At 37.8% G+C, this 7,726-nt stretch carries 6 protein-coding genes and 3 pseudogenes; 3 read left to right on the top strand and 6 right to left on the bottom strand.

The window, feature by feature from the left end:
• The 6 genes and pseudogenes from secA (AFK68_RS19400) to AFK68_RS19375 form a co-directional block, all read right to left on the bottom strand.
• Positions 1-303 (bottom strand): annotated as a pseudogene (gene secA / locus AFK68_RS19400) (preprotein translocase subunit SecA); the annotation flags it as partial.
• 19 nt (positions 304-322) lie between these two features.
• A pseudogene (secA, locus tag AFK68_RS19395) lies at positions 323-2,827 on the bottom strand (preprotein translocase subunit SecA); the annotation flags it as partial.
• 17 nt (positions 2,828-2,844) lie between these two features.
• Positions 2,845-3,032, bottom strand: a 188-nt coding sequence (locus AFK68_RS45730) for a hypothetical protein (protein ID WP_371357456.1), incomplete at its 3' end; no start/stop codon positions are given.
• A gap of 725 nt (positions 3,033-3,757) precedes the next feature.
• On the bottom strand, positions 3,758-4,303 hold the full coding sequence (locus AFK68_RS19385) for a diheme cytochrome c (protein ID WP_094674283.1): 546 nt from the start codon (positions 4,301-4,303) through the stop codon (positions 3,758-3,760).
• Between the two features lie 45 nt (positions 4,304-4,348).
• A pseudogene (locus tag AFK68_RS19380) lies at positions 4,349-4,854 on the bottom strand (MBL fold metallo-hydrolase); the annotation flags it as partial.
• Position 4,855: 1 nt separating this feature from the next.
• The coding region (locus AFK68_RS19375; RefSeq protein ID WP_143438050.1) for an MBL fold metallo-hydrolase at positions 4,856-5,456 on the bottom strand (601 nt) is incomplete at its 3' end.
• A 642-nt stretch (positions 5,457-6,098) separates the two neighbouring features.
• Here AFK68_RS19375 and yqeK point away from each other — a divergent pair.
• The 3 genes from yqeK to AFK68_RS19360 all read left to right on the top strand — a co-directional run.
• Positions 6,099-6,698: bis(5'-nucleosyl)-tetraphosphatase (symmetrical) YqeK (gene yqeK / locus AFK68_RS19370; protein WP_143438049.1), on the top strand; the 600-nt coding region annotated here is incomplete at its 5' end.
• A 79-nt stretch (positions 6,699-6,777) separates the two neighbouring features.
• Positions 6,778-7,197, top strand: coding sequence for a ribosome silencing factor (rsfS, locus tag AFK68_RS19365; protein ID WP_094674279.1), 420 nt, complete (start codon positions 6,778-6,780; stop codon positions 7,195-7,197).
• A gap of 68 nt (positions 7,198-7,265) precedes the next feature.
• Positions 7,266-7,726 (top strand): CGLD27 family protein (locus AFK68_RS19360; RefSeq protein WP_143438048.1); only part of this gene is annotated, 461 nt, incomplete at its 3' end.

Raw genomic sequence — 7,726 nt, 5'->3', positions numbered from 1 at the left:
CCCCCCCCGCCACAAAGTATCAATTTGCTGCAAAATAAAGAAACGTTCCGCATCCCGCATCAAACCACCACGAATCTGATTCACCTGCGCCTCCTTAATATCATAGGCATTCCTTACCTGCTCATGCATAAAAGTCTTAATGTCATCCATCGACAGATCGAACAACTGCTCCGGAGTTAAATCTGCCAACAAATACACAAACTGCTTCACCTTCTCCACCAACTTATCCAACTCCCACTCTTCCGAAGGCAACTCAGGATTAATATACGCTTCCACAATATCATCCATAGTTTGCTCCGCATACCTCCTTAATATCATAGGCATTCCTTACCTGCTCATGCATAAAAGTCTTAATGTCATCCATCGACAGATCGAACAACTGCTCCGGAGTTAAATCTGCCAACAAATACACAAACTGCTTCACCTTCTCCACCAACTTATCCAACTCCCACTCTTCCGAAGGCAACTCAGGATTAATATACGCTTCCACAATATCATCCATAGTTTGCTCCGCATACTTAATCACCTGTTCCTTCAAATCCCTACCTTCCAATACCCGTCGGCGTTCCGCATAAATCGCCCGACGTTGGTTATTCATCACCTCATCATACTCAAACACCTGCTTCCGCATATCATAATAATATGTTTCCACCTTCTTCTGGGCACCTTCCAAGGAACGAGTCAACAACCCAGATTCAATTGGCATATCCTCCTCAACCCCAAACGCCTGCATCATTCCAGCAACACGATCGCCACCAAAAATCCGCAATAAGTTATCTTCCAAACTCAAGAAAAATCTAGTCGAACCAGGGTCTCCTTGTCGCCCCGCTCTTCCCCGCAACTGATTATCAATACGCCGTGACTCGTGGCGCTCAGTACCAATAACGTGCAACCCACCAGATCCTATTACTCCATCATGTTCCTTATCTGTGTAAGTTTCGTATTCTTTGCGAATTAAGTTGTAAACTTCCCGCAACTTTTGAATAACTGCATCTTGAGTCGGAGCTTTTTCCGCAGCGATCGCCACCTTATCTTCCACCACCAATTCTGGCAGCGCTCTCTCTCCCCACTCTTTCACAGCAAAATCTACTGCTGACTTCAACATTCCCTCAGTTTGTGGTGACAACTTCACTGGGAATATTTGAGGGGAAACCTTCCAAGTTTTCACCTTTTTCTGAGGGTCAAAACCTTTTGCTGAATTAGGCTTTTTTGCTCCTGGTATACGCACCATACCCATAGCATCATCATCTTCTGGTTTCACAACCCTAGGCATCAGATATTCCCGTAGTTTCAACCTTGCCATGTACTCAGCATTTCCACCCAAAATAATATCCGTACCTCGACCTGCCATATTAGTAGCAATTGTCACCGCACCGCCACGACCAGCTTGCGCGACAATTTCTGATTCCCGCTCCACATTTTCTGGTTTAGCATTCAGCAGTTGGTGAGGAACTTTCAGTTGACCTAATAAGTTAGATAGTAACTCTGACTTTTCTACACTGGTTGTACCTACTAACACTGGGCGACCTTCTTCGTGCATTTCTGCACATTCTTGAGCGATCGACTTCCATTTTCCTGCTTCTGTTTTATAAACCACATCTGATAAATCTTTTCTACCAGTTGGTCTATTAGTAGGTACGATCGTCACTTGGAGATTATAAATTTTTTCAAATTCTGTTTCTTCAGTTTTTGCCGTTCCTGTCATTCCCGATAATTTTGGATAAAGCAAGAAGAAATTCTGATAAGTAATAGTTGCCAGTGTTTGAGTTTCTGGTTGAATATCTACCCTTTCTTTTGCCTCGATCGCCTGATGCAGACCATCACTCCAACGTCGCCCTGGCATTACCCTACCAGTAAATTCATCAACAATAACAACTTCTTCATCACGCACAATATAGTTAACATCTTTGATAAATAATTCTTTCGCCTTCAAAGCATTAAATACAAAATGCGCCCAAGGATCTTCAGGGTCATATAAATCTTTTACTCCCAATAATTGTTCTGCTTCAGCAAAACCCTCATCAGTCAATAACACATTTCGCGCCTTTTCATCTACTTCATAATGTTCCTTTTCTTTATCCAAAGCTGCTGCTATTTGTGATGCCTTAATATACTTTTCACTCGGTCTTTCTACCTGACCAGAAATAATTAAAGGAGTTCGTGCCTCATCTACCAATACTGAGTCAACTTCGTCAATAGTGCAAAAATTAAATGGACGTTGTACTACCTCATCCATGGTAGTTGCCATATTATCACGCAAGTAGTCAAATCCAACTTCGCTGTTAGTAGCATAAGTAATATCGCAGGCATAATTCCTTTTCCGTTCCTCTGGGTTCATACCCTGTTGAATTAACCCTACACTTAAACCCAGAAACCGATGCACTTGTCCCATCCATTCCGCGTCCCGTCTTGCCAGGTAGTCATTAACAGTAATAACATGAACACCTTTACCTGTTAGACCATTTAAGTATGCTGGCAAAGTAGAAACCAGAGTTTTACCTTCCCCAGTTTTCATTTCTGCTATTTGGCCTTGATGTAAAATAATGCCCCCCAATAGTTGGACATCAAAGTGTCGCATACCCAGGACTCGCTTTCCTGCTTCTCGGACTACTGCAAAAGCTTCTGGTAGAATTTCTTCTAAAATTTCTTTTTCTTCATCCTTAGTTTTAGCTTTTTCTAGAGCTTGTCTAAATTCTCCTGTTTTTGCCCTCAGCTCTTCATCTGAAAGCTTTTGAATATCTTCTTCAAGAATATTAATATCTGTCACCCAAGGTTGAAATTTCTTGAGCTTGCGTGCGTTGGGGTCTCCGAGAAGTTTTTTGAACATAGTTATTATTTAAGTTNAAAATTTCTTTTTCTTCATCCTTAGTTTTAGCTTTTTCTAGAGCTTGTCTAAATTCTCCTGTTTTTGCCCTCAGCTCTTCATCTGAAAGCTTTTGAATATCTTCTTCAAGAATATTAATATCTGTCACCCAAGGTTGAAATTTCTTGAGCTTGCGTGCGTTGGGGTCTCCGAGAAGTTTTTTGAACATAGTTATTATTTAAGTTAAATTCCAATTATTAACTGTCAAAATGGTTGTTTTCATTACCATTTTTTCTTGATTTTGTCAATATACCTCTTGTCTGAGTTGAGTCAGTTTAGAACTATTTGCTTGTTAAAAAATGGGTATCAATTATTTTATCAAAAATTGACTGGTCTAAAACCATGCCCGATCTAGGTGGGGAGTGTGGGGAGTGTGGGAAGTGTGGGGAGTGTGGGGANCGAATCTTGTCTGTTCAAAATGCTAACTTTTTGAGCTTTTCAGTCTAAAAAGCTGGCACTTTTTTCACTCTAAAAATGCTAAAACCTTAATACTTTTGAATATTTATACTTATTAATTTGATTTTTTACTTTTGACTTAAAGACTTAGGTTTTCCCTGGAGTGTTTTTTTATGGTTTTTCAACCTATATTCCTACTTTTGAATTTTGACTTTTTACTTTTGACTTAAAGACTTAGGTTTTCCCTAGAGTGTTTTTTGTATGGTTTTTCCACCTATCTTTCTACTTTTGACTTAAAGACTTAGGTTTGCCCAGGGGTGGTTTTTTGTATGGTTTTTCCACCTATCTTCCTACTGCCATTACTTTTGACTTTTGAGTTTTGACTTAAAGACTTGGGTTTGCCCTAGGGTGGGTTTTTATAGTTTTTCAACCTATTTTCCTACTTCCATTACTTTTAAATTCAGAATTCTAAATTCTAAATTCTAAATTCTAAATTCACTAATCTGGCCATTCTGAGTTAAGAGTCCGATAGTCAAAATTTGTAACCTTGGGATGACAAGAAATACAACCCTTGATATTTAATTGTTGAGGCAGTTCAACTTTTGGATGAAGTGCCTTGAAATAACGAGAACTAGCAATTCTGTACGGTATTCTCTCATCCTGCTGAGATTTGCGACGAGAAGAAACTTGTAAATATTTCCAAATAAGTTGACGGGGTGGATCTATGAGAGGAGGGAGTTGTACACCGTAGTGTTGAGAATCTCGAAGAATTATTTGCCAACTTTCTGTAGGGAGGACTTGAGGAGGTACTGCAACGTGACAAGTAGCACAATTCTCTAAGTACAACGATAGTCCTAACCGATAACGTTGGGGAACCACATCAACATTACTAATTAATTCAGAATCAATTTGTGAAATAGTCGTTGCAGTAGAGATTTTTGCCATAACCCAACCACAACTCGTACTCCACAAAAATATCAGTAGTAACAGTAAAAAAAGAGGTGGTCGTTGTCTAGACCTATTTCTGAGATTAGCTCTTGACATGAATATAATCTCTGTGCTATTTTTTTATGCTTTATTTTGAGCTTACTAAACAATAGGAATTGTCATACCTTCTTTTGCTACTAACCCATTAGGAAATATTGATTGGAGAGCAACTTGAATTTCATCCAATAAATCATCACTATGACCAGGATCGTGTTGAAACATTGCTATTTGTTTGACTCCTGCTTTTTTTGCTATCTCTACAGCTACCTCCCAAGTAGAATGTCCCCAACCGATTTTCGGGGATTTCACATCATAATATTCTTCATTTGTGTAGGTAGCATCATATATTAATATATCGGCATTACGAGCTAGATGAAGTACATTTTCATCAAAGCGGTCTTCATAATGTTCTGTATCTGGACAATAAACTACAGTTTTACCCTCCCAACAAACTCTATATCCAACGGCAAAATTTGGGTGATTTAGAGGAGCTGTTTCAATCTCAATATCATCAAGCTTAATTACATCTCCATTCTTAAAGTCATTAAACTTCATCTCCGAACCCATTACCTGTAAAGGAATAGGAAAGTTAGGATTTACCATTTGATNGTTCTGTATCTGGACAATAAACTACAGTTTTACCCTCCCAACAAACTCTATATCCAACGGCAAAATTTGGGTGATTTAGAGGAGCTGTTTCAATCTCAATATCATCAAGCTTAATTACATCTCCATTCTTAAAGTCATTAAACTTCATCTCCGAACCCATTACCTGTAAAGGAATAGGAAAGTTAGGATTTACCATTTGATCGGATAAAGCTTCCTTAATTGTAGTACCATCAGGTGCTATTGCCCCATAGATGTGAAATTTATTAATTGGTACAAATGCAGGTATAAAAAATGGGAAACCTTGAATATGGTCCCAGTGAGTATGACTAAAAAATATATGAGCTTCAACTGGCATTTGCTTCAGTAAGTTTAAACCCAATACTCTTAAACCCGTACCTCCATCAAAAATCAAACGTTTTCCCCCTACACGCATTTCTACACAAGAGGTATTACCACCATAGCGAACTGTGCTACTACCGGGAGTAGGTATGCTACCTCGCACACCCCAAAATTCAACAATAAACTCGGTTTCTAAGGTGTCTGACTGAGTAGCTGTTTCCTCAGACTGTGATATTGGGGATGAGGACTCTGAAGATGGCATATTTCTATGTTTCAGACTTTACTGTTAGTACAAATCTGTGGAAAATTTCTTAATTTTCAATTTAGCTTATTCTAGCAAAATAAGCTATTACTCATTGCTAGTATATCTTGATATAATATTAGTATTGTAAGCTCTACGTTAATCAGAAAATTTTTATTCCCAAGGTGGAAATAACTGATATTTCTGTATTTATAACTCCCCAGCTCAAGAAAAATTTATCTATAGCTAAACAGCTAAATTATTGGAAATAGTGACTTATTCAAATAGATGGCAAAAATGAGACTCTTTTGATATTCACCCTTGAGAATTAGTATGAAAAAAAATTAACTCAAGAGTCCCTTACTAAAAAATCACTCCTATTATAATTTCAGTCTGTAGATAGAATTATATTTACAATAAACTGTTATAAAAATTATCACGCTTGGAGTAATAATAGTTTCTATGAAAGCTCAGGAACTCTCAATCAAACCAGAAAAATTAGACTTGGTTCAACTTAAAGAAAAAGTCTTAACATGGCTTTCAGATCATGTCCCTACCTCTAGGATCAGACATATTCTCAGAGTAGAAAAAATGGCAGAGGAACTAGCTAGCTATTATGGCTTAAACCAAGAAAAAGCTAAACTCGCAGGACTGATGCACGANGAAAAAGTCTTAACATGGCTTTCAGATCATGTCCCTACCTCTAGGATCAGACATATTCTCAGAGTAGAAAAAATGGCAGAGGAACTAGCTAGCTATTATGGCTTAAACCAAGAAAAAGCTAAACTCGCAGGACTGATGCACGACTTAGCTAAATACTTTTCTCCACAAAGTCTATTACAAATCTCTAAGTCAGAAGGTTTAGAAATAGACTCAGTATTAGCAGTTTGTCCTCACTTGCTTCATGCAGATGTTAGTGCAATTGTGGCCAAAAAAGAATTTGGCATAGAAGATCAAGAAATCTTAGCAGCGATCGCTAACCATACATTAGGATGTCCGGCCATGAATCAGCTAAGTTGCATAGTTTTCCTGGCAGATACTTTGGAACCTGGTAGAGGTAAGACCCCTGAGCTAGAACATTTAAGACAATTAGCTTCCCAAAATCTCGACCAAGCAGTTTGGCTAAGCAGTGATTATACTATAAAACATCTGCTTGGCTTACATAGTTTGATTCACCCACGAATTCTATTGACTAGAAATTGGTTTATGGAAAAGGCCAAAATACAACTGGATGAACAAAAGATCCAGCAGACAATAAATTAACAAGATATGATTAATATAGAGGCCAAAAATTAGCCAATATCAATTAGCAATTCAATTAATTAAGGAAATAGATAATTTGATGTCAAATTACCCTCATATTCAATCCTTGTCAACCGAAACAAGTCTGACAAATTCGGGACCTGATGAAACCTTAGAATTGACATCCACAATTGTTAATGCAGCATTGGACCGCAAAGGAGATAACATTGTTGTCATTAAAGTATCAGAAGTATCTTATTTAGCAGACTACTTTGTGATTATTACAGGTTATTCTCATGTCCAAGTAAGAGCCATATCTCAGGCGATCGCCGAAAAGGTAGAACAAGAGAAGCAAGTTTATCCTTTAGGAGTCGAAGGCCAAAGCGAAAGTTCTTGGATCTTAATGGATTATGCTGATGTTATAGTTCATATATTAAAGCCCGAAGAACGAGATTTCTATAATTTAGAAGCATTCTGGGGTCATGCAGAAAGAATAGATATTTCATCATTGCTCGATTAGACTCAAACTGTCAATGTTAATTACTTCTTTACTGTTATAAAAATAAGTGAGAAAAAAATTTATTCTTTATGATTAAACAGATAGCATCTAGCTCTCCGGTTCCACCAGAACAACAACCAGCAAACGAATATGAAGAACTCAAAAATTCCTGGTTATTTGACTGGGTAACATTAGAAAGACCGAATTATTTAAGGAAGCTAGTCTGGGTTTGGATCTGGAGTTGGTTAGTTTCTGGCCCAGTCGCAGCAGCAAGTTTTCCTCCAGAAAAATATTTGGTGAAATTCTTACTAAGTGGTTCAGCAGGTGCAGGTTTGATTCTAATTTTGGTATTGTTACGACTTTATCTGGGTTGGAATTATATCCGGTCACGTCTGGCAAATACCACAGTTTTTTATGAGGAGTCTGGTTGGTATGATGGGCAAACATGGCTAAAAACACCAGAGGAAATTACAAAGGATAGATTAATACTTCAATATCAAGTTCAACCACTTCTGCAAAGATTACACAAAACTTTTTATAGTTTTATCTT

Source organism: Hydrocoleum sp. CS-953 (genome assembly GCF_002260545.1).
Taxonomy (GTDB): domain Bacteria; phylum Cyanobacteriota; class Cyanobacteriia; order Cyanobacteriales; family Microcoleaceae; genus Trichodesmium.
This window is presented reverse-complemented; position numbering and strand designations above follow the sequence as displayed.

What these genes read in the sequence shown, in the direction of transcription:
- AFK68_RS19385 (WP_094674283.1), bottom strand. Translation starts at nt 4,303, where the DNA reads ATGTCAAGAGCTAATCTCAGAAATAGGTCTAGACAACGACCACCTCTT.
- rsfS (WP_094674279.1), top strand. Translation starts at nt 6,778, where the DNA reads ATGTCAAATTACCCTCATATTCAATCCTTGTCAACCGAAACAAGTCTG.